Below are 2,650 nucleotides of genomic sequence, written 5' to 3' on the forward strand. Positions count from 1 at the left end.
CCGACAACCTCGCCGCGCTGCGCCTCACCCCCGGCGGCGCGCGCGTGGACGCCCGCCCGCGCCCGGTCTTCGCCGGCCGGCCCCGGCACGCGACCACGCTGCTGCTCGACTCCGCGCGCGACGAGAAGGCCCGCGTCGAGATCGACGGCGCCGTCCACGACCTCGAACCCCGCGGTGCGCGCCTCGTCCCGGTCACGGCCGGCAGCGTCGTCGTCGTGGACGGCGCGGCCGTCCCGCTGGACGGCCTCACCCGCGAGACCGCCGTGGCGCGGCTGCGCGTCCGCGCGGGCATGCCGTGCCGCTGGACGGTGGTCGGCGACGACGGTCACGGCTGGTACCCCCCGGACGCCCCCGACCGGCACGACGCGCACGCCCAGCCCTACTTCCACGGCGACGACCTCGTCCTGGACGTCCCCGCCGAACCGCTCACCGTCCGGGTCACGCGGGGCGCCGAGTACGAGACCGCCGAGACGCGCGTTCGCCCGAAGTCCGGCGAGGAACTCACCGTCGAGCTGACCCCGCGCCGCCGCTACGACGCCCCCGCGCGCGGCTGGTACGGCGGCGACATGCACGTCCACATGAACTGGGCGGGCAACAGCGTCGGCACCCCCGAGCAGGCCGCCGCGATCCAGCAGGGCGAGGACCTGCACGTCCTCAACCTCGTCGCCGGCAACGTCTCCACCGTCCGCGTCTACGACCGCGAGGCCCTGGAGCACTGGGCCGGACGCGACGCGCCCTGGTCCACCCCGGGCCACCTCGCCCGCTTCGGCGTCGAGTACCGCAACGACCTGCTCGGCCACCTCTACGCGTTCGGCATGCAGAGCCCCCCGGACCTGTTCCACACCGGCTTCCTCGGCACCGACGACTGGCCGCCGAACGCCGAGGGCATCCGGAGGCTCGTCGCGCTCGGCGCGACCGTCGGCTACAGCCACCCCTTCCACGTCCCGGTCGGCGAGGACGGCGCGCCGAGCGAGGCCCTCTCCGACGGACGCAACTGCTCGGCCCGCGAGATCGTCGCCGACGCCGCGCTCGGCCTCGTGCACAGCCTGGACGTCCTGAACCACTCCGACGTCCACGCGACCGCCCGCGTCTACCGGCGGCTGGTCGGCGCGGGGAACCGGCTCGCCGTCACCGCCGGGAGCGACACGCAGATCTCGTTCACCCGGCGCGGCAACCAGTCCAGCCCGCCCGGCTGGGAACGCGTCTACGCCCGCGTGGACGGCGAGCTGACCGCCGCGTCGTTCGCGGACGCGATCCGGCACGGACGCACCTTCGCGACCACCGGACCCTGGCTCGAACTCGACGTGGACGGCCACGGCCCCGGCGACACCCTCGACCTGCCCGCGCCCGGCGCGACGGTAACCGTGACCGTCCGAACGGTCGGGGAGGAGGTCGAGACGGTCTGGCTGCTCACCGCGGACGGCGTCCTGGCCGAGGGCCCGCCGGACGAGCTGACCGTCCGGCTGCCCGTCACCGGACCCACCTACGTGATCGCCGTCGCCACGGGGCCCGCGCACGTCCGGTCGATGCACCACGACGGCGTGTACGCCCAGACCAGCCCGGTCTACCTGGACGTCGCCGGACGGCACGTCGCCCGCGAGGACGACGTCCGCTGGTGCCTGGACTACCTCGACGGCTTCGAGCGGATGATCCGCGACCGCGCCCGGCTCAGCGACGAGAGCCGGCTCGCCGACCACCTCGACCTCATCGAGGCCGCCCGCGCCGTCTACCGCTCGCGCCTCGCCTGACCGGTCGCACCGAACTCATGGACGTCCCGCGAGGGCGGCCATGGAAAGGGCGCGGGACGGAGGCACCCCGCAGTTCCTCCGTCCCGCGCGTCCGTGGGGCCCGTCCCTCAGGTGAGGTCGGGGCCGTAGACCTCCCAGAGCTCGCCGGCGAAGAACCGGCCGAACTCCATCAGCGCCGTCGTGCCGTGCGGCCCGCCGGTGCGGAAGGTGGTCAGCTGCCGCGCGAAGTCGGTCAGCTGGATGTGCAGCACGCCCGCGCCGACGACCTCGGCGTCCGCCTCGTCCTCCGCCGCCACGTGCCCGGCCAGCAGGCGCGTGTAGAGCGTGGAGGTGTCGGGCCAGATCCGGGTCGGCGGGCCGTGCAGGACGTTCTTCTCCCCGGCCAGGGTGAGCTCGCGACCCTGCGCGTCGGTGAACGGCAGCCGGTACCGCATCACCCGGCGCTGCGCCTCGCCGGTCGGCGCGAACAGGTTGAACCGGCCCTGCCGGACCGTCCGGCGGCCGCCGCACCCGGCGGCCTCGATCCAGCCGTCCGCCGTGGCCTCGTGCTCGGGCTCGGCGAGGAACCGGTGCACGTCGTCGGTGCTGATGGTCAGCCGGAACGCGAACGGCTCGCGGGCCTCGTCCAGCTCGCCCGCCCGGGGGTCCGCCGTGCCGAAGGTGAGGTGGCCCTTCATCTGCTCGGTGAAGGACAGTGACGTACGCCCCGCCCCGTGGCGGGACCGGTCCCCGGATCCCGCCCGCGGCCCCGTCTCCCGGGCGTACGCACTGCTTCCCTCCCCGTGCCGCGGGCCGGCTGCGGAGCCCGGCCCGGCCCCCGCGTCCGACGAGCCGCCGCCCACGCTCGCGGACACCTTCGCGGCGGTCACCACGGCGGCGGTGGCGACGGCCGCGGTCGCGAC

Annotated in this window: 1 protein-coding gene and 1 pseudogene; one reads left to right on the plus strand and one right to left on the minus strand. The window is 75.5% G+C overall.

What is annotated here, in order from left to right; genetic code table 11:
• Positions 1 to 1,748, plus strand: a 1,748-nt coding sequence (locus tag AB0J52_RS35395) for a CehA/McbA family metallohydrolase (RefSeq protein WP_500187281.1), incomplete at its 5' end; no start/stop codon positions are given.
• A gap of 107 nt (positions 1,749 to 1,855) precedes the next feature.
• Here the strand turns inward: AB0J52_RS35395 and AB0J52_RS35400 are convergent.
• Positions 1,856 to 2,650, minus strand: a pseudogene (locus tag AB0J52_RS35400) (FAD-dependent oxidoreductase); the annotation flags it as partial.

The sequence above is a fragment of the Spirillospora sp. NPDC049652 genome, assembly GCF_040675125.1.
Classification (GTDB): Bacteria; Actinomycetota; Actinomycetes; order Streptosporangiales; family Streptosporangiaceae; genus Spirillospora.